At 44.1% G+C, this 19205-nt stretch carries 22 protein-coding genes and 1 tRNA gene; 21 read left to right on the forward strand and 2 right to left on the reverse strand.

The features are described 5' to 3' along the window. Positions 1 to 8: 8 nt before the first annotated feature. The 10 genes from hisA to GLW00_RS04360 all read left to right on the forward strand — a co-directional run bounded on the left by hisA (position 9) and on the right by GLW00_RS04360 (position 8411). Positions 9 to 740 carry a 1-(5-phosphoribosyl)-5-[(5-phosphoribosylamino)methylideneamino]imidazole-4-carboxamide isomerase gene (gene hisA, locus GLW00_RS04315; RefSeq protein WP_160911527.1) on the forward strand — a complete coding sequence of 244 codons (732 nt, stop codon included), beginning with the start codon at positions 9 to 11 and terminating at the stop codon, positions 738 to 740. After that, a complete protein-coding gene (hisF, locus tag GLW00_RS04320) occupies positions 741 to 1499 on the forward strand; it encodes an imidazole glycerol phosphate synthase subunit HisF (protein ID WP_160911529.1) in 759 nt (252 codons plus the stop codon). Continuing rightward, positions 1496 to 2119 (forward strand): bifunctional phosphoribosyl-AMP cyclohydrolase/phosphoribosyl-ATP diphosphatase HisIE, encoded by a 624-nt coding sequence (gene hisIE, locus GLW00_RS04325; RefSeq protein ID WP_160911531.1) that lies wholly within the window; start codon positions 1496 to 1498, stop codon positions 2117 to 2119. The genes hisF and hisIE overlap by 4 nt, the downstream gene beginning before the upstream one ends. 89 nt (positions 2120 to 2208) lie before the next feature. Continuing rightward, positions 2209 to 3225, forward strand: a complete 1017-nt coding sequence (locus GLW00_RS04330; RefSeq protein ID WP_160911533.1) for a tetratricopeptide repeat protein — start codon at positions 2209 to 2211, stop codon at positions 3223 to 3225. Positions 3226 to 3342: 117 nt separating this feature from the next. After that, positions 3343 to 4293, forward strand: coding sequence for a thioredoxin-disulfide reductase (trxB, locus tag GLW00_RS04335; protein ID WP_160911535.1), 951 nt, complete (start codon positions 3343 to 3345; stop codon positions 4291 to 4293). Positions 4294 to 4710: 417 nt separating this feature from the next. After that, positions 4711 to 5178, forward strand: coding sequence for an 8-oxo-dGTP diphosphatase (locus GLW00_RS04340; RefSeq protein ID WP_160911537.1), 468 nt, complete (start codon positions 4711 to 4713; stop codon positions 5176 to 5178). 16 nt (positions 5179 to 5194) lie between these two features. Continuing rightward, positions 5195 to 6079, forward strand: coding sequence for an RNase adapter RapZ (rapZ, locus tag GLW00_RS04345; RefSeq protein ID WP_160911539.1), 885 nt, complete (start codon positions 5195 to 5197; stop codon positions 6077 to 6079). 3 nt (positions 6080 to 6082) lie between these two features. Further along, the gene (mgfK, locus tag GLW00_RS04350; protein WP_160911541.1) at positions 6083 to 7036 is read left to right on the forward strand and encodes a gluconeogenesis morphogenetic factor MgfK; all 954 of its coding nucleotides are present in this window, start codon (positions 6083 to 6085) and stop codon (positions 7034 to 7036) included. A gap of 33 nt (positions 7037 to 7069) precedes the next feature. Next, positions 7070 to 8026, forward strand: coding sequence for a DNA-binding protein WhiA (gene whiA, locus GLW00_RS04355; RefSeq protein ID WP_160911543.1), 957 nt, complete (start codon positions 7070 to 7072; stop codon positions 8024 to 8026). A gap of 130 nt (positions 8027 to 8156) precedes the next feature. Then, a complete protein-coding gene (locus GLW00_RS04360; protein ID WP_160911545.1) occupies positions 8157 to 8411 on the forward strand; it encodes an HPr family phosphocarrier protein in 255 nt (84 codons plus the stop codon). Positions 8412 to 8511: 100 nt separating this feature from the next. On the opposite strand, the gene clpP is transcribed toward GLW00_RS04360, so the two are convergent. After that, a complete protein-coding gene (clpP, locus tag GLW00_RS04365) occupies positions 8512 to 9099 on the reverse strand; it encodes an ATP-dependent Clp endopeptidase proteolytic subunit ClpP (RefSeq protein WP_160911547.1) in 588 nt (195 codons plus the stop codon). A 509-nt stretch (positions 9100 to 9608) separates the two neighbouring features. Here clpP and GLW00_RS04370 point away from each other — a divergent pair. The 11 genes from GLW00_RS04370 to GLW00_RS04420 all read left to right on the forward strand — a co-directional run bounded on the left by GLW00_RS04370 (position 9609) and on the right by GLW00_RS04420 (position 18956). Continuing rightward, a tRNA-Arg gene (locus GLW00_RS04370) sits at positions 9609 to 9684 on the forward strand. 259 nt (positions 9685 to 9943) lie between these two features. Then, entirely contained in the window at positions 9944 to 10168 is a 225-nt protein-coding gene (locus GLW00_RS04375) for a hypothetical protein (protein ID WP_160911549.1), read from the forward strand. A 94-nt stretch (positions 10169 to 10262) separates the two neighbouring features. Then, positions 10263 to 10484, forward strand: coding sequence for a glutaredoxin family protein (locus tag GLW00_RS04380; RefSeq protein ID WP_160911551.1), 222 nt, complete (start codon positions 10263 to 10265; stop codon positions 10482 to 10484). Positions 10485 to 10635: 151 nt separating this feature from the next. Continuing rightward, positions 10636 to 11664 (forward strand): sugar-binding transcriptional regulator, encoded by a 1029-nt coding sequence (locus GLW00_RS04385; protein WP_160911553.1) that lies wholly within the window; start codon positions 10636 to 10638, stop codon positions 11662 to 11664. 38 nt (positions 11665 to 11702) lie between these two features. Beyond that, positions 11703 to 12710, forward strand: coding sequence for a type I glyceraldehyde-3-phosphate dehydrogenase (gene gap / locus GLW00_RS04390; RefSeq protein WP_160911555.1), 1008 nt, complete (start codon positions 11703 to 11705; stop codon positions 12708 to 12710). A 179-nt stretch (positions 12711 to 12889) separates the two neighbouring features. After that, positions 12890 to 14071 carry a phosphoglycerate kinase gene (locus GLW00_RS04395; protein WP_160911557.1) on the forward strand — a complete coding sequence of 394 codons (1182 nt, stop codon included), beginning with the start codon at positions 12890 to 12892 and terminating at the stop codon, positions 14069 to 14071. A gap of 19 nt (positions 14072 to 14090) precedes the next feature. Continuing rightward, positions 14091 to 14852, forward strand: coding sequence for a triose-phosphate isomerase (gene tpiA / locus GLW00_RS04400; RefSeq protein ID WP_160911559.1), 762 nt, complete (start codon positions 14091 to 14093; stop codon positions 14850 to 14852). Further along, complete coding sequence (gene gpmI, locus GLW00_RS04405; RefSeq protein WP_160911561.1) at positions 14845 to 16383, forward strand: 2,3-bisphosphoglycerate-independent phosphoglycerate mutase; 1539 nt, start codon at positions 14845 to 14847, stop codon at positions 16381 to 16383. Before tpiA ends, gpmI begins: the two co-directional genes overlap by 8 nt. A 13-nt stretch (positions 16384 to 16396) precedes the next feature. Then, the gene (gene eno, locus GLW00_RS04410) at positions 16397 to 17683 is read left to right on the forward strand and encodes a phosphopyruvate hydratase (RefSeq protein WP_089651372.1); all 1287 of its coding nucleotides are present in this window, start codon (positions 16397 to 16399) and stop codon (positions 17681 to 17683) included. Positions 17684 to 17773: 90 nt separating this feature from the next. Continuing rightward, positions 17774 to 18355: a YdcF family protein gene (locus GLW00_RS04415; protein WP_160911563.1), complete on the forward strand. Its 582-nt coding sequence runs from the start codon at positions 17774 to 17776 to the stop codon at positions 18353 to 18355. Between the two features lie 10 nt (positions 18356 to 18365). After that, complete coding sequence (locus tag GLW00_RS04420; protein WP_160911565.1) at positions 18366 to 18956, forward strand: nitroreductase family protein; 591 nt, start codon at positions 18366 to 18368, stop codon at positions 18954 to 18956. Positions 18957 to 18964: 8 nt separating this feature from the next. Here GLW00_RS04420 and ytzI read toward each other — a convergent pair whose 3' ends face one another. Further along, positions 18965 to 19126 carry a YtzI protein gene (ytzI, locus tag GLW00_RS04425; RefSeq protein WP_115894427.1) on the reverse strand — a complete coding sequence of 54 codons (162 nt, stop codon included), beginning with the start codon at positions 19124 to 19126 and terminating at the stop codon, positions 18965 to 18967. Positions 19127 to 19205: the final 79 nt, after the last annotated feature.

Raw genomic sequence — 19205 nt, forward strand, 5'->3', positions numbered from 1 at the left:
TTTTAACGATGAGCTTTACGATCTATCCTGCAATTGATATGCGTGACGGAAAGTGTGTGCGTCTTGAGCAAGGTGACTTTGATAAAGAAACCGTTTATGGGGAGAACCCTTTTGAAGTGGCAAAGGAATTTGTAGACGCAGGGGCCTCATGGATCCATATGGTGGATCTTGATGGTGCGAAACAAGGTTCCAAGCAAAATGCGGAGCATGTGCTGCGAGTGGCGAAGGAACTGGGCTGTCGTGTGCAGATTGGCGGAGGAATTCGATCAGAAGAAGATGTCCGCTTTTACTTGGACGCAGGTGTCGACCGTGTCATCATCGGTTCTCTTGCTGTCCGCGATGTGGAAACAACCAAACAGCTTCTATCCAAGTATGGGGAACGGATTGCCATTGGATTGGATGCGCGTGACGGTTTTGTTTCGACAGCTGGATGGCTGGAACAATCGGAAGTGAAGGCGGTGGATTTAGGGAAAGACCTGGCTTCTGCTGGAGCGAAAACGTTCATATATACAGATATTGCGAAAGATGGCATGCTTTCAGGTCCGAATACGAAGGAAATCGTCCGCCTGGCTGAAGAAACAGGTGTGGACGTGATTGCATCTGGAGGCATTAAAGGTTTGGATGACCTTAACGAACTGAAAGAGTATAAGGATCGAAATGTGATTGGTTCGATTGTTGGGAAAGCTTTATACACGAACCAGTTCACCTTAAAAGAAGCCCTCAATGTGGAGGTGGACTGAATGCTGTCAAAACGAATCATTCCCTGCCTGGATGTAAAGGAAGGCCGTGTGGTAAAAGGCATACAGTTTGTTGATATCCGTGACGCCGGCGACCCTGTTGAACTTGCGAAAGTGTATGACGAACAAGGGGCAGATGAGCTTGTGTTTCTCGATATCTCCGCCAGTCACGAGGGAAAGAAAACGATGATCGATGTCGTCCGTTCTGTTGCTTCTGAACTTGCAATTCCCTTTACAGTTGGGGGCGGCATAAGGACACTTGAAGACATCAAGGAAACTCTCCGAAATGGAGCAGATAAAGTATCCTTGAATTCTTCCGCTGTGAAAAGGCCGGCTCTGATTACGGAAGGAGCGGATTACTTCGGAAGTCAGTGCATCGTGGTGGCCATAGATGCCAAGTATGATGAAGAGACAGCGAACTGGCGCGTTTATACGCATGGGGGGCGCACACCCACCGATTGGCTTGTAACGGACTGGGCAAAAGAAGCCGTGAAGCTCGGAGCAGGAGAGATTCTGCTGACCTCCATGAATAAAGATGGCGAAAAATCCGGTTTTGACCTTCCTTTATTAAAAGCCGTGCAGGAAGTTGTGAATGTTCCTGTCATCGCTTCCGGAGGGGCAGGATCGAGTGATCATTTTTATGACGTATTTACGGAAGCTGATGCAGATGCTGCGCTTGCTGCATCGATTTTCCACTATAAAGAAACGTCTGTGCAAAACGTGAAAGCGTATTTGAAGGAAAAGGGAGTGCCTGTGCGATGAATATCGATGAAATTCAATTTGATGAACAAGGTCTGGTTCCGGCGATTGTGCAAGATGCCAAGTCGAAAGCTGTACTGACCTTAGCCTACATGAATGAAGAATCTTTGAAAAAAACATTGGAGATCGGTGAAACGGTATTTTACAGCCGTTCCCGTCAGGAATTGTGGCACAAAGGGGAAACTTCCGGAAATACACAGGAAGTAAGAAGCATTCATTACGATTGTGATCAGGATGCTTTGCTTGTTCAAGTGGTACCATCGGGGCCAGCTTGTCACAAAGGGAATTACAGCTGCTTCTCAGAAGAGCTCACAGATTCGGAAACGAAGCTGAAAGAAAATCGTTATCACATTCTGGACGAACTTCAAACTGTTCTGGCTGATCGAAAAGCGACCCTTCCTGAAGGATCTTACACATCCACTCTGTTTCAGGAAGGTGTCGACCGGATTGCTAAAAAAATCGGTGAAGAAGCAGGGGAAGTCATCATTGCTGCAAAAAATGATGATCCGGAAGAAATCGCTCTGGAATCTGCTGATCTATTGTTCCACCTCTTATTAATTCTTACGGATCGTCAAGTTCCGTTGGATGATGTTCTCGCTGTTCTTGAAAAACGCCATTCCTAAACGGATTACATTTTTCTCCTATTTCTCTGTAAACATTTATGTTATACTGCATAATTAGTGAGATTTGAAACGGAAACAGGGGGACAGTCATGACGACTACACTTAAAGGAACTACAGCACAACAGGATACGAACATCATCCCATTTGTACCTACAGGTTCATTTTATTTTTCTCATGGGATTCAGGCTTTTCAAAAGCGTCGTTTCAGTGCTGCTGTCAAGTGGCTGAAAAAGGCGGTTGAAGCTTCTCCCGAGGAACCATTGTATCCATGCCAACTTTCTGTTGTTTACACAGAAGTTGGCTCTTATCATGCCGCCAATCAGGTACTGACTGAGGTATTGGCTGAACACGGAAAAGAATACGTTGATTGTTACTATCTGATGGCAAATAATTACGCACACCTCGGTCTTCTTAATGATGCCAAAAAATATGTAGACACCTATTTAGAACAACCCGGAGACGGCGAATTTGAAGAAGCGGCTAAGCAATTGAGGGATATGCTGGATTCTTTAGAGGAAGAAGATGAAGACGATGATTGGGCGTTTGAGGATGAAGATGAGCTCATCATCTATCAGGAAACCGCCTTTTACCATTTAGAGCACGAAGAATGGGGTCAGGCTCTAAGTGTTCTTGATGAAATGATGGAGCTCTTCCCGGAATTTAAAATCGCCAAACACCGATACGCCTACGCGTTATTCATGAACGGAAACCGTGACGAAGCGATTCAATTTGAAAAAGAGACCCTGGAGAAGGAACCAGCGAACATCCACTGTGACGTGAATTTGGCTGCCTTTTATTTGAAACAGGGCATGAAGGAAGAAGCGGATTTTCACATTGAACGGCTCCGTAATGTATTTCCCATGCATGAACAGCAAAAACTAGCCGTAGCTGAGACTCTAGCGAGAGCTGGCTATTATAAAGAAGCGGTCGAACGGTTCAAGTCGCTTCGCGATAAGCAGGTCACTCGACGCAGAGTGTATTACAAATGGTACAGCATCTCTGTTTATCATACAGGTAACCCATCTAAAGCCTTGCAGCTTTGGGAACAGGGATGCAAACAGTTCCAGAAGATGGGAAAAGAAGGCGGACCCTGGGAACAGGAATAGGTGAACATGCATTTCTTTTCTCTGTAAGCACATTAATGGACGGTTTTCGTATGATTTACTATGATATGTACAGGAAATGCAACTGAGATTATTCGGATTCATAAGGAGTGAAGATTGATGAGTGAAGATCGCATTTATGATGTCATCATTGCCGGGGCAGGTCCTGCTGGTATGACAGCAGCTGTTTACACTTCCCGTGCCAACTTGGATACGCTTATGATTGAGCGTGGAATTCCGGGTGGTCAGATGGCTAATACGGAAGATGTTGAAAACTATCCGGGCTTTGAAAGTATTCTTGGACCAGACTTATCCAACAAGATGTTCGATCACGCGAAGAAATTCGGTGCAGAATATGCGTACGGCGACATCAAAGAGGTCGTAGATGGCAAGGAATACAAGACAGTCAAAGCTGGTAATAAAGAATATAAAGCACGTGCTGTCATCGTAACGACAGGTGCTCAATATAAAGAACTTGGTGTACAGGGTGAAAAAGAACTCGGAGGCCGCGGAGTTTCCTATTGCGCGGTTTGTGATGGCGCATTCTTCCGTGATAAAGAACTGGTTGTTGTAGGCGGAGGAGATTCTGCAGTAGAAGAAGGGGTCTACCTTACACGCTTTGCAAGCAAAGTGACAATCGTTCACCGTCGTGATGAATTACGCGCCCAGAAGATTCTTCAGGATCGCGCATTTGATAACGACAAGATCGACTTCATCTGGGATACCGTTGTCAAAACCATCAATGAAAAAGATGGCAAAGTAGGAAGCGTCACGCTTCACAATAAAAAAACAGATGAAGAATATGATTTCGATACCAATGGTACGTTCATTTATATCGGTATGATTCCATTGTCCACACCTTTCGAAAGCCTGGGCATTACAAATGAACAAGGATATATCGAAACAGATGAAAACATGGAAACGAAAGTACCTGGTGTATTCGCTGCCGGGGATATCCGTGAAAAAGAATTGCGTCAAATTGTGACAGCAACTGGTGATGGAAGTATCGCCGCACAATCAGCCCAGCACTATATTGAAAATCTTTTAGAGGAATTAAAGGTCGTCAATTAAAAAGAAACACCATCTTAACTCGGGTGTAATACCTATGAAATATTTTCCTGTTACGATGGGAATGATTAATTGACCCCCTTTTAATAGATTAATCTCTATGAGGCACAGGTGCTCGTCATCTGTGTCTTTTTTTGTTTTGGTCTGTTATCGGTATGTTTAATAGAAGGACTTTAATGGGTTGATTTCGAGAAGGAATGGGAAAGGTGTGGCGGGGTATGACTCGCCTTCCCGCCGCAAGCATCCGTTCCCACATAAAATTTGAAACCGGATCTTCCGGGGCGACCTGTTCAGATTCATGATAAGTATAAGGAAATAGTTTTCAATTCAGGCTGTGGAACATAATATTGTAGCAACCTGTGTATTCATTGTATAATGGGTGGAGATGCCCTCTAGAAAGAAATTGAGGTGACCATAACGATGCAGCGTGTAGCGAATTGTATTTTGAAAGTTGATGGTTCCGTATTGATGTTAAAAAAACCACGCAGAGGCTGGTATGTTGCCCCTGGCGGAAAGATGGAAGCCGGAGAGAATATTAAAGATTCTGTCGTCCGTGAGTTTAAAGAGGAAACGGGTCTTTCCATCGAAAACCCAGAGCTTCGTGGTTCCTTTACATTCGTCATGCGGGAAGAGGAGAAAACCGCTCAGGAATGGATGATGTTTACATTTTACAGTACGAGCTATTCTGGAGATCTGCTTGATGAAAGTGAAGAGGGTGAACTGGAGTGGGTTCCGGTTAGTGAAGTTCTTCAAAAGCCGATGGCAGAGGGAGATCGGAGAATTTTCAAGCACATCTTAAGCAGTGAAGAGCAAGTATATGGAACATTTGTATATACGACGGACTTCCGCTTGATCGATGAAGATTTGGATCCGTCACGACCTGACTAATGGGGAGCGATGAAAGATGCCAGTAAATGCCAACGATACTCAGTTAGTAATCATCACAGGAATGTCAGGAGCAGGAAAAACCGTAGCTGTTCAGAGTTTTGAAGATCTCGGTTTTTTTTGTGTCGATAACTTACCACCGGCCCTGCTTCCGAAATTTCTTGAACTGATGAAAGATTCCAGCAACAATATCCAAAATGTAGCACTAGTGATGGATTTGCGTGGGCGGGAATTCTTTGATGCGCTTTTTGATTCTCTTGACCGTCTTGGAAAAGAAGAATGGCTGCAGGAACACATTCTATTCCTTGATTCAGAAGATCAGGCGCTTGTTTCCCGCTATAAAGAAACACGAAGATCTCACCCACTTGCAAAAGAAGGGTTGCCCCTTGAAGGTATTCGTAGAGAGAGAAAAATGCTGGATGAGCTGAGAGGCCGTTCGCAGACGATTATTGATACGACATCGTTGAAACCGAAAGAACTGAGAGAGCGGATCATTGAAAAGTACCGTCAACAGGAACAACAGGTGTTCTCCATTCAGATGGTATCCTTCGGTTTCAAGTATGGCGTTCCGATTGATGCAGACTTAATGTTTGATGTGCGTTTCCTGCCGAACCCGCACTATGTTGAACATATGCGGCCGTTGACAGGGTTGAATACAGAAGTCTCCTCCTATGTTTTTAAATGGACAGATACACAGAAGTTTCTTGAAAAACTGAAGGACCTGCTGCATTTCATGCTTCCTCAGTATAAACGAGAAGGAAAAAGTCAGCTTGTCATTGCTATCGGTTGTACAGGCGGTCAACACCGCTCTGTAGCTCTTGCTGAGCATTTATCGGAATACTTCTCTACAGACTTCGTGACCCATGTCACGCATAGAGACATTGATAAAAGAAAGGGTTTGTAACGGATGGATCATAAGACCAAGCCGCGTGTCGTCGTTGTAGGTGGCGGGACCGGAATGCCTGTGCTGTTGCGCGGATTAAAAAATTTACCGATTGACCTCTCAGCCATTGTCACGGTTGCTGATGACGGTGGAAGTTCCGGCCGCCTGCGGGACGAGATGGCCATCCCCGCCCCGGGGGATATCCGGAATGTCGTTGCTGCCCTATCTGATGCTGAACCTATGCTCCTGGAGCTTTTTCAACACCGGTTTGCAGCAGGGAATGGCCTGTCCGGTCATTCTATGGGGAATCTTCTGCTGGCTGCGATGGCATCCATGACGGGGGACTTTTATAAAGGGATTAAGGAAATCTCCAGAGTCCTGAATGTGCGTGGTCATATTTATCCGATTGCCAATCATTCCATGAACCTCCATGCGGAGATGGAGGATGGAACGGTCGTTACCGGTGAGTCAAGTATTCCAAAACAGAACAAGAAAATAAAAAGGGTGTATGTAAGTCCTACGCCGATTCAGCCTTTGCCAGAAGCCGTAGAGGCCATTAAGTCTGCAGATTTAATAGTGATTTCACCCGGAAGTCTGTACACCAGCATATTGCCGAATATCATCATTCCGGAAATCGGTCAGGCATTGAAAGAAACGAAAGCGACGGTCACTTATATATGCAACGTGATGACACAGGAGGGGGAGACTTCCGGTTACACGGCTGCTGATCATATACAGGCCTTATTTGATCATATTGGAGAGGGTGTGTTACAGTCAGTGATTGTGCATAATCAACCCATTGATCAAGGGGTAAGGGCTGCGTATGCAGAAGAAAATGCAGAACCCGTCGTTTACGATATTGAAAGAATTAAATCCATGGGATTGAAAGTCATAGAAGAAGATATCATCGACCATAGCAAGCCTATGTTACGTCATGACACAGATAAATTAGCAAAGTTACTGCACTCTATGCTTTAGGTGTTGCTTGGTAGGTAGAAGGGGGTGTACATCATGTCATTTGCATCAGAGATCAAAAAAGAATTAACGAACGTAGAAGCAGATACCTGCTGCATGGAATCAGAACTGGCTGCCCTTGTGCGCATGAACGGAACCTTTTCCCTTTCCAATCGTGAATATATTCTGGATGTACAAACAGAGAATGCAGCGATTGCCAGAAGGATCTACACGTTAATCAAAAAGCTTTATCCCTACCCGGTAGAACTCCTTGTCCGGAAAAAAATGAGGTTAAAAAAGAACAATGTTTATATTGTGAGGATGACGGAGAAAGCGAAAGTCGTTCTTGAAGATCTTGAAATTCTGAAAGGTCCTCTATCCATTAATCCAGATATCCCTCAAAAGTATTTGAACGATACGTGTTGTAAAAGGGCTTATTTACGAGGGGCATTTCTTGCAGGCGGTTCCGTCAATAACCCGGAAACCTCTTCCTATCATCTTGAGGTTTACTCTTCGGATGAGGAACACAACGAGGCGTTGTGTAAGCTTATGAATAGTTTCGGGTTGCACGCAAGGACACTCAGCCGTAAAAAAGGATTCATCACTTATTTGAAAGAAGCGGATAAAATTACGGAGCTCATTAGCAATATTGGAGCACACCAGGCGCTTTTCAAGTTTGAGGATGTAAGGATCGTCCGGGATATGAGGAACTCTGTCAATCGTCTCGTCAACTGTGAGACGGCGAATTTGAATAAAACGATCGGGGCCGCTTTCCGCCAAGTGGAGAACATAAAATTCATTAAACGGACAGTAGGTTTAGAAGCGCTGCCAGATAAATTGCAGGAGATTGCATCCTTAAGATTGCAGCACCAGGAAGTTTCCTTGAAAGAGCTTGGTGAGTATGTTTCCGGCGGGTCGATAAGTAAATCCGGCATCAATCACCGGCTGCGTAAAATCGATGAGTTCGCCGAAAAAGTTAGAAAAGGCGAAGTGACAGAAAACACAAGAAATTAATGTTTCCTTAACAAATTCATGCTATAATGAAATACAATTATAAACGCTTTCGAAAAGAGAGCGTTCTTTTTTCTAAGTATTGAATCCGCTTACAAAGAAGTTGAAATATAGAATGAGAGGAGAATGACAGGTGATTGAAAGGACGATCGTAATTGAGTTAGAGACAGGTTTACAGGCAAGGCCGGCGGCACAATTCGTACAAGAAGCGAACAAATTTACCGCAGACGTTTTTATTGAAAAAGGTGAAAAACGGGTGAATGCCAAAAGTATAATGGGGTTAATGAGTCTTGCTGTCGGAACTGATGAAGAAATCAAATTGATTGCAGATGGTTCTGATGAGGAAGAAGCGATGCAGGTGCTGACAGACTTCGTAAAGAATGAGTAATCTGTATTTATGTGAAAAAATGAACGTTCTCCAGTGAGGGAACGTTCTCATACAGAACAAAAAAATCCGCTGTGGATTCCACAGCGGATTTTGTGTTTTATTATTGTTCGTTTTTCTCCATGACTTTGTCAATCAAGCCATAGTCTACAGCTTCATGGGCAGACATGAAGTTATCACGATCTGTGTCGCGTTCGATGACTTCCATCGGTTGTCCCGTACGCTCAGCAAGAATCTTATTCAGCTTCTCACGCATTTTGATGATACGCTTAGCGTGGATTTCGATGTCAGAAGCCTGACCTTGTGTTCCTCCAAGTGGTTGGTGAATCATGACTTCACTGTTAGGTAGTGCATAACGTTTGCCAGGCTCACCGGCGTTCAGCAAGAATGCACCCATTGACGCGGCCATACCTGTGCAGATTGTAGATACGTTCGGTTTGATGAACTGCATCGTATCATAAATTGCCATACCTGCTGTGATCGATCCACCAGGGGAGTTGATGTATAGGGAAATATCTTTGTCTGGGTCGTCAGCAGCAAGGAAAAGCAGCTGTGCAACAACAGAGTTTGAGATGTTATCATCAATCGGGCTTCCCAGCATGATGATGCGGTCTTTAAGTAAGCGGGAGTAAATATCATAAGCACGTTCTCCGCGGTTTGTTTGTTCAATAACTGTAGGGACTAAATTCATTTGAAATTCCTCCTTAACATCAAATTAATAATGATGGAATACATTCATCATACCTATAAGGTCAATAAAGGTCAAACAAAAACAATCGACCTTTTATTCTTTATTTCAGCAAGGGTTGCTGCGCCTTTTAAGTATGAAAAACGGTTATTATTATTCGTTCTATGTGATGTGTTCCAATTCCTTCTACCATCATACCCTAAATTTACCTATATAAACGTCCATACATACATTTTAGCGATATGACAGGACTGTGGAAAACTCTATTTCGAGATGTTTGTAGGATTTCAGGGACTGCGGGAAAAGGTTCGCTTTCCGAGGCGATTGGTGAGTCTCCTCGGGCTAACGTTCTGGGGGGCACATCTACCTTGCGCTTCCCGTGGACGCCTTGAACCGTTCACGCAAATGTCAGGTAACTAAGCCTTCCAAAATAGGAAGCTTTTCTTGAAGATCAAAAAATGGGTTGCGTTTTTTGTTGATTCTACTTATAATATTAAATGCATGTCGCTTTTGCGCCCGTAGCTCAGTTGGATAGAGCGGTAGATTCCGGTTCTACGTCAGTCGGGGGTTCGAATCCTCTCGGGCGCGCTAAACTAGATGGACCTTCCTCAGATGTAAGGAAGGTCCTTTTTTTACAAGAAATTCATTATATTAGTATAGTGATGTTGTCGAATCACTAACAGTTACATTAATGTTATTTAAATATTATTTGAACAGAAATCTCACAGAAATTATACGAACGTTTATTTGGGTATATTATCGCAATGTAGTTTATTTCGGGGTTTTTCTATGTTACTATTGAAGAAATAAAGTCAGACTTTTCGCTTTATTTAGAAGAGGGGTATTTATGACAAACCTAATCCGTTACAAAATGTTGTCGACTGAAGAGGTTTCTGAAGACAGGCGGATTCACGTGTTCGACATGCAGGAACAGCAAAAGTTATCCTTCAACTATAAGTTATTGAAACGGACACCCGAAAGTTATGTAGGCGAAGAGTTAGCACATTTCTTGGATAAACGGAAGTTGAAAATCGATAATGGTTTTTATGATAAAAAAGGACACGCTTCCTAACAGCGTGTCCTTTTTTGTGAATAAGCAATAGTGAGGGATGGATGGGGCAGGTTTCCTTTGGTATGATGAAGAGGAAGTTCAGGGAGGCCTGTATATGTCTGAAGTTATTTTATACGTTAAAGAAAACTGCGGGTTATGTGAGGAAGTTAAGGGTCTTTTGTCTCTCTTTGACGTCGCAGTGGTATTGGTGGATATTGGTACTGACCCTGTCCTGCTGGATAAGTATATGCTTGAGGTGCCGGTATTGAAAATTGGTGAGGAAGAGCTGGATTATCGGAATATTGATTACTTCGAACTAATGAAGCGTTTACAATGAAAAACGTCTAGGTTTTCACTTGCACGAGGACTACCCCACTGTTAATATAAAACTGAAATAAGATATTTTTTTGCTCCGAGCGGGACATAATATGACTAGCTGGGACGTAATACATCCCGGTTGGTACCATTTCAAAGAAGGGGCTTTTTCCATGAGAGCGTTCATCGACTTACAAAAAAAATTATTCCCGGATGTCCTGGACGTTATACAGCGCCGTTATCAGCTGTTGTATTATATCCAGATCATGCAGCCTGTGGGCCGAAGAGCGTTAGCTGAAAGTGTTGAGCTGGCTGAACGCACGGTTCGAAGTGAAGTGGACTTTCTGAATAAACAAGGAGCTGTAGAGATTACCTCACGAGGTATGCATTTAAGTTATGAGGGACAGAACATTCTTGAGCAGTTAGCCGAATTTATTAAAGAGGTCTCTGGGATAAAGGTTTTAGAACAACAATTAAAGGATAAATTAAATTTAGACTATGTCGTTGTTGTTCCGGGTGATAGTGATGAGCTTAATTGGGTAAAACAAGAGATGGGAAAAGCATGTGTCCAATATTTGAAAGAACATATGTCGCCGGATCAGGTGATTGCCATTACCGGCGGAACAACGATGGCATCCGTCGCACAAGTGATGACGCCGCTGTCTGGAGCTGATCAATGCTTATACGTGCCTGCACGTGGAGGTTTAGGTGAAAGAGTTGAAAACCAGGCCAACACGATCTGCGCGGAAATGGCGAAAAAAGCCAGGGGTGACTATCGTCTTTTATATGTACCCGATCCTCTCAGTGAGGAATCGTATCAGACGATAAAAGAAGAACCTTCAATTAAAGAAGTGTTGGATATCATCCGTAACGCTGAAATCGTTATTCACGGTGTCGGGGATGCACTCACGATGGCAGAACGAAGAAAGACTTCTCCTGAACAGTTGGAATTAATCAAAAAGCACAACGCTGTAGGCGAGGCTTTTGGTTATTATTTCAATGTTGAGGGTGAGATCGTTCACAAAGTTCGTACGGTAGGTCTGCAGTTAGAAGATCTTAAGCGTGCGAAACATGTCATTGCTGTTGCTGGAGGTCGCTCGAAAGCGCAAGCCATCTCATCTTATTTCCAACCGGGCCAGAGTAATGTCCTGATCACTGATGAAGGTGCAGCCCAAGAGTTAATAAGGGGTTTATCCCTTTAAATAAATATGATTTCAATCATCCTAAGGAGGAATTTTGCATGACAGTAAGAATTGGTATTAACGGATTTGGACGTATTGGACGTAATGTTTTCCGTGCTGCTTTGAACAACAATGAAGTTGAGGTAGTAGCGGTTAACGATTTGACAGATGCAAACATGCTGGCACACTTGCTTCAATACGATACAGTACATGGCAAGCTTGATCAAGAAGTGACAACAAACGGTGACAACCTGATTGTCGGCGGTAAAGAAGTTAAAGTACTTTCTGAAAAAGATCCAGCTCAACTTGGTTGGGGAGATCTTGGCGTAGATATCGTGATCGAATCTACAGGTCGCTTCACTCAGCGTGACGATGCTAAGAAACACTTGGATGCAGGTGCTAAGAAAGTAGTCATCTCTGCTCCAGCGAAACAAGAAGACCTTACAGTCGTTATGGGTGTAAACGAAGATCAGTATGACAAAGATTCTCACCACGTTATCTCAAACGCGTCTTGCACAACGAACTGCCTTGCTCCATACGCAAAAGTTCTTGACGAGAAATTCGGTCTTAAGCGCGGTATGATGACAACTGTTCACTCTTACACGAACGACCAGCAGATCCTTGATCTTCCACACAAAGATTACCGTCGTGCTCGTGCAGCTGCTGAAAACATCATCCCAACAACAACTGGTGCGGCACAAGCTGTTGCAAAAGTACTTCCACACCTTGATGGTAAGCTTAGCGGTATGGCTATGCGTGTACCAACGTCTAACGTATCCATCGTAGACTTGGTTGCTGAGCTTGATAAAGACGTAACTGCAGAAGAAGTGAACGAAGCACTTCGCGCAGAAGCTGAAGGAAACCTTAAAGGAATCCTTGGATACAGTGACGAGCCACTTGTTTCTACAGACTACAATGGCAACACTCACTCTTCTATCATTGATGGTCTTTCTACACTTATCCTTGAAAACAACATGGTTAAAATCGTTTCTTGGTATGACAACGAAACTGGTTACTCCAACCGTTGTGTAGACTTGGCTGTATACCTTAAGAACCAAGGCTTGTAATATCTGAGCCGTTTTAGAAAATACTATGAAAAAGCTGGAAAGGAGGAGGTCTCAGGTCCTCCTCCTTTATCCATGTTTTTTCGCATCCTGCTTATCGGCGTTTCTGCAACATGATTCTGTGGAAACGTACATAAGGGCAGGCGATGAACCTGACCACAAACCAAGGAGGTTGTCATTCTATGAATAAGAAAACAATCCGCGATGTTGAAGTGAACGGGAAAACCGTTTTCTGTCGTGTTGACTTCAACGTACCGATGAGTGAGGGAGAGGTCACAGACGACACTCGAATCAAAGCTGCCCTCCCAACAATCAAGCACCTGACTGGAAACGGTGCGAAAGTCATTCTTGCCAGTCACCTTGGACGTCCTAAAGGGGAAGTTGTCGAAGATCTTCGTCTTGATCCTGTAGCCAACCGTCTAAGTGATGTTCTTGGACAAACGGTTACAAAAACGGATGAAGTACACGGAGCTGAAGTGAACAAAGCCATCTCTGAAATGGAAAACGGCGATGTTCTTCTAATTGAAAACGTGCGCTTCCATCCTGGTGAAGAAAAGAATGATGCGGAACTAGCCAAAGCATTTGCAGACATGGCTGACCTCTACGTAAACGATGCTTTCGGTGCTGCCCACCGTGCGCATGCTTCCACAGCAGGTATTGCAGAGTATATTCCTGCTGTTGCTGGTTTCCTGATGGAAAAAGAAATCAATGTTCTAGGTAAAGCCCTGTCTAATCCAGAGCGTCCATTCACAGCCATCATTGGTGGTGCGAAAGTGAAAGATAAGATCGGTGTCATCGACAACTTGATCGATAAAGTCGATAACTTGATTATCGGTGGAGGTCTTGCTTACACATTCGTAAAAGCCCAAGGTCATGAGATCGGTAAATCGCTGCTGGAAGAAGATAAAATTGATCTAGCTAAAGAATATATGAAAAAAGCAGAAGAGAAAGGCGTAAACTTCCTTATGCCAGATGATGTCGTCGTTGCTGATGATTTCTCTGATTCTGCTAACAAAGAAGAAGTAGGAATCGATAGCATCCCAGCTGACTGGGAAGCGCTGGATATCGGTCCGAAGACGAGAGAAAAATATGCAGAAGTGATTAAAGATTCTAAATTGGTCATCTGGAACGGACCAATGGGCGTCTTTGAAATCGAATCTTTTGCTAACGGTACAAAAGCCGTAGCGAATGCTCTTTCTGAAACAAAGGGTTACACGGTCATCGGTGGAGGAGACTCTGCAGCAGCCGTAGAAAAATTCGGATATGCCAATGATATGGACCACGTTTCCACTGGTGGCGGTGCTTCCTTGGAATTCATGGAAGGTAAAGATCTTCCAGGGGTATCCTTGTTGAACGATAAATAAAAAGGAGAGGTGAAACCATATGCGTAAAAAAGTAATCGCTGGTAACTGGAAAATGAATAAAAACCACCGTGAAGCGGAAGATTTTATTCAAACAGCTAAGAACGAAGTTCCTTCCTCTGAGCAGGTAGAGTCGGTTGTTTGTGCTCCATTTCCTTTTCTACAAAAACTCGTAGAGGAAACAGAAGGTACAAGTCTTAAAATCGGTGCTCAAAACATGCACTTTGAAGAAAATGGTGCGTTTACAGGTGAAGTAAGCCCGGTCATGCTGAAAGAGCTTGGCGTATCTTACGTCGTACTTGGTCACTCCGAACGTCGTGAAATTTTCAAGGAAACCGATGAAGAGGTGAACAAGAAAGTTCATGCTGCATTTAACCATGGCTTGACACCGATCATTTGTGTAGGGGAATCTCTTGAACAACGGGAAGCGAACGAAACGATGAACGTTGTAGAGACACAAGTGAAAAAAGCATTGGACGGTCTGACAAATGATCAATGTGCAGAGACAATCATTGCTTATGAGCCGATCTGGGCGATTGGCACAGGTCGTACAGCGACATCTGAACAAGCCAATGAAGTTTGTACTCACATCCGTAAAGTTGTCAGTGAATACGTAAGTGCAGATGCAGCAGAAGCTGTCCGCATTCAATACGGAGGCAGCGTGAAGCCTGCAAACGTTGATGAACTCCTATCCCAGTCCGACATTGATGGTGCTCTAGTAGGAGGAGCCAGCCTTGAAGCTGATTCTTTCCTAAAACTAGTGGAGGCAGGTAAGAATGAGTAATAAAAACCTGGCTGCCTTAATCATCCTTGACGGCTACGCTCTTCGTGATGAAGAGAAAGGTAATGCTGTCAAACAAGCGAACACGCCGAACTTTGATCGTTACTGGAACCAATTTCCGCATTCTCAATTAATGGCATGCGGGGAAGCTGTCGGACTGCCGGAAGGTCAAATGGGGAACTCAGAAGTTGGGCACTTGAACATCGGCGCAGGCCGTGTCGTTTACCAAAGTCTGACGAGAATTAACCTTTCCATTCGTGAAGGGGACTTCTTTGAGAATGAAGTGCTGCTAAACGCAGTTCGTGAGGCGAAGACTAAAGATAAAGCTCTTCACATTTTCGGCCTGTTATCTGATGGCGGGATTCATAGTCATATCGACCATATGATCGCTACCTTGAAGCTGGCGAAAGAAGAAGGAATCGAAAAAGTTCTCATTCACGCTTTCCTGGATGGACGTGATGTTGGTCAGCAATCAGCTAAGACCTATATCAAACAGACTCAGGAAGCGATTGAAGAAGTCGGCATAGGGCAAATCGCTACTCTCTCCGGACGTTACTATGCGATGGATCGTGACAATCGCTGGGAACGTGTGAAGAAAGCTTATGATGCCATCGCTTATGGTGAGGGCCCGACGTACAAGGATCCAATTAAAGCCATCGACGATTCTTATGAGCAGGAAGTGTACGATGAGTTTGTTGAGCCTGTCGTTTTAACAGATGAGGACAACAACCCGATTGGATCAGTGGAAGATGAAGATAGCATCATTTTCTTCAATTTCCGTCCGGACCGTGCGATCCAACTCTCCCGTACATTCGCAAACGATGACTTTGATGGTTATGAGCGCGGAGAGAACGCACCGAAGAATCTACACTTTGTAGGGATGACGCAATACAGCGATCAGGTGCGAAGCAAGATTGCTTTCCCTCCGAACGACTTGAAAAATACCGTTGGAGAAGTCCTTGCTGACAATGATATGAAGCAGCTGCGCATCGCCGAAACGGAGAAGTATCCACACGTGACCTTCTTCATGAGTGGTGGTCGTGAGAAAGAATTCGAAGGGGAAGAGCGCATCCTCATCGATTCTCCTAAAGTTGCGACATATGATCAGAAGCCAGAGATGAGTGCGTATGAAGTTACAGATGCTCTTCTTGAGGCGATTGACTCCGAGAAACACAATGCTATCATTCTAAACTTCGCCAATCCTGATATGGTTGGACACTCAGGAATGCTTGAGCCGACGATTAAAGCGATTGAAGCCGTAGATGAATGCCTAGGTAAAATTGTAGATAAGATCCACGAAAAAGGTGGACATGCCATCATTACAGCTGACCATGGGAACTCTGATGAGGTGACGACCTTGGATGGAGACGCTATGACAGCTCATACGACAAACCCTGTACCTGTCATCGTGACAAAAGATGGGGCAGAACTCCGTGATGGTGGAATTCTTGGTGATCTATCACCAACATTGTTAGAACTCTTGAACGTTGAACAACCTGAAGAAATGACAGGTAAATCACTAATTAAAAAATAAGGGAGAGATATTCATGCCTTACATTACTGACGTATATGCACGTGAAGTCCTTGACTCTCGTGGTAACCCAACTGTTGAAGTAGAAGTTTATACAGAATCCGGAGCTTTCGGTACAGCTCTTGTTCCAAGTGGTGCTTCTACTGGTGAATACGAAGCCGTAGAACTTCGTGATGGTGACAAAGAACGTTACCTTGGCAAAGGCGTACAAAACGCTGTAGATAACGTAAACGAAAAGATTGCTCCAAACCTTCTGGGTATGGACGTAACGCAACAAGTAATCATCGACCAAATGATGAGAGAACTTGATGGTACAGAAAACAAAGGTAACCTAGGTGCAAACGCTATTCTTGGCGTATCCATGGCTGTAGCACACGCTGCTGCAGACGTTGTTGGTCTTCCACTTTACAAATATCTTGGTGGCTTCACAGCAGCTACGCTTCCAACACCGATGATGAACATCCTTAACGGTGGAGAGCACGCAGATAACAACGTAGATATTCAGGAATTCATGATTATGCCAGTTGGTGCGCCAACATTCAAAGAAGCTCTACGTATGGGTGCGGAAATTTTCCACTCTCTGAAAAAAGTTCTTGGCAGCAAAGGCTACAACACTGGTGTAGGTGATGAAGGTGGCTTCGCTCCAGACTTAGGTTCTAACGAAGAAGCTCTATCTACAATCATCGAAGCAATCGAAGCTGCTGGCTACAAGCCTGACGCTGAAGTGAAGCTTGCAATGGACGTTGCCTCTTCTGAAATTTATGAAGACGGTAAGTACAACCTGAAAGGTGAAGGTGTGGTACGTACGTCTGAAGAAATGGTTGACTGGTACGAAGAGCTTGTAAACAAGTATCCAATCGTTTCTATTGAAGATGGTCTTGATGAAAACGACTGGGAAGGTACGAAACTTCTTACAGACCGTATCGGAGACCGTGTACAGCTTGTCGGTGACGACTTGTTCGTAACAAACACAGAGAAGTTAGGTCGCGCGATTGAAGAAGGCGTGGGTAACTCCATCTTGATCAAAGTGAACCAAATCGGTACACTGACTGAAACATTTGAAGCAATCGAAATGGCGAAGCGCGCCGGTTATACTGCTGTCATCTCTCACCGTTCTGGTGAAACAGAAGATGCAACAATCGCAGACATCGCTGTTGCTACAAATGCAGGTCAAATTAAAACAGGTGCTCCTTCCCGTACAGACCGTGTTGCGAAGTACAACCAGCTTCTTCGTATTGAAGACCAGCTGCTTGGAACAGCGACATACGCTGGCGAGAAAGCATTCTACAACTTGAATAAATAAGTTCTAAAATGAGCCTCTCTGATGATTCAGAGAGGCTTTTTTCTATGATATGATGGAACATATATTCAGGGAGTAGGAGAACCAGGAGATATGAAACGATTCGTTCAAATCATTTTGTTATTGATGATCAGTTATGCCTTATACACGGGCTATTCTGTGTGGACCTATGGGGATGAAAAAGTATCAGAAGCGGATGCAGCTATCGTTCTCGGGGCCGCACAATGGAATGGAAAGCCAAGCCCTGTCTTTGAGGGGCGTTTGAAGCAGGGGATTGAATTATATAAAGAAGGACACGTCGAATACCTGATACTTACGGGTGGTAAAAGTGAACAAGCCGCCTCCTCCGAAGCAGAAGTAGGGAAAGGATATGCGATGGAGCATGGAGTAAATGAAGAAGATATTCTGTTTGAGGACCAATCACTCATCACAGAAGATAACTTGAGTAACGCGAAAGAAGTCAGTGATGAAAAAGGAATTCGGTCCTTTTTCATCGTCAGTGACCAGTTTCATTTAAAAAGGGCTGTAGCTATGGCCAAGCACCTGGGTATGAAGGTTGAAGGTGTGCCCACGCAGTATTCGGCTTATAAAAGCATGGAAACGAAAGTTCCTTTTTTCTTGCGTGAATGGGGCTATTGGATGGTGCAGCCTGTAACTAAGTTGATTATGTTGTGAGGTGTACCTGATGGAATTGTTGGAAGCGATGAGAAGCCGACGTTCGGTTCATGAGTATAAAGAGGAGAAAGTGGATAAGGGAGTACTGGAGCGTATCTTCGCTGAATCCGCATGGGCACCTAACCACCGGATGAAAGAACCATGGCAGATACGATTGTACCAGGATAATGGGAAGATAGGGTATGCTCAGGCTGTTATGGAAAGCTATCAAAGGCAGGGGTTCTTTGATGGTTATGAGGAAGACAAGACGAATCGACTTCAGGAAGGAATTCGCGATTTTTTAATGAATATCCCACATCATGCCTTGATCTATATGGAAAAGGATGAGGATGTGCGTAAATATGAAGAAGATTATGCTGCTGTATGTGCCTATATACAAAATGTGCAGCTACTAGCGTGGGAAGCGGGAGTTGGTGTTCTTTGGACCACGAGCCCATACTTACACGATGTTCAATTTTCTGAAGCTATAGGGCTCGATAACCAGCACTTTAAATTGGTATCTGTACTGCAGATGGGCTATCCAAAACGAATTCCGAAGCCTAAAATGCGAACACCTATTCACCATAAACTCGATTTATATGATGGAAATGAAAAAAGCTGACGCTCTTGTTAAGCGTCAGCTTTTTTATGTTCATCTTTATGACGTTTGTCGTCTGGTAAGGGGTCAACGGTGTGCTCGTAATCGTATCCTTTAGAGACAGCCATGCCGAACATGGCGGCAATCCCCAGAACAATTGCGATACATACAATCATGATCACAGTAAATGTCATGGAAACACATCTCTTTCTCGTTTATAACTAGAACCGGATGTAGACCGGCACACACCTATTGTCCCACACTCATTCAACA

The organism is Halobacillus litoralis (assembly GCF_009856445.1).
Lineage (GTDB): Bacteria > Bacillota > Bacilli > Bacillales > Halobacillaceae > Halobacillus > Halobacillus litoralis.